The sequence below is a fragment of the Bacillus sp. LR--39 genome (assembly GCF_053613335.1).
Window position 1 is genome coordinate 1 of sequence record NZ_JBSIOT010001044.1, and the last position, 649, is coordinate 649.

Annotated in this window: 1 pseudogene; it reads left to right on the forward strand. The window is 45.0% G+C overall.

What is annotated here, in order from left to right:
- Nucleotides 1-649 (forward strand): annotated as a pseudogene (locus tag ACWHAR_RS28305) (PseG/SpsG family protein); the annotation flags it as partial.

Genomic DNA, 649 nt, shown 5'->3' on the forward strand with positions numbered 1-649 from the left:
TTTACACGAATCAGGAGTCTGAAGTGTTTCTTCATGAAGAACATTGGCGTGTCATCGTAAAGCCGGAGCTGCAGCAGCACGAATTTATTCTCCGGGAAATAAAAAGCAAGAAGCTTGATTTGCTTTTGTTTGATATTCTAGGCGCGCCTGCAGAGCTGTTAAAGAAAATAAAGACGGAGACAGATGCGAAAATTGTTCTTTTTGAAGAGAAAAACGGTAAATCGATTCAATATAGTGACGCAGTCATTAACGGAATTTACGGTCACATCAGAAGCAGGGTGTACGTTCAGGGAAACACACGGATCTATGAAGGTCCGGACTATCTTATTCTTCACCCCGCCTTTCAGGCCGCAAGAGAGGATTACACACTTAAGAAAGACTGCCGCAATATCCTTGTTGCATTAGGAGGAAGTGATCCGAAGCAGCTTATTTTTAAAGTGCTGGCTGCCGCTGATCAAGTCCCCGACATAAAAGACAAAAACATGATGTTTGTAATGGGGAGCGCTTCACCGCATCAAGAGGCAGTCCGAAGGCGGATCGAAAAGAAGCCGCAGTACAAGATGATCGAACAGACAAATGATATGGCAGGTTTGATGAAACAAGCGGACGCAGCCATTGTCGCCGGCGGCATCTCTCTATATGAAGCCAT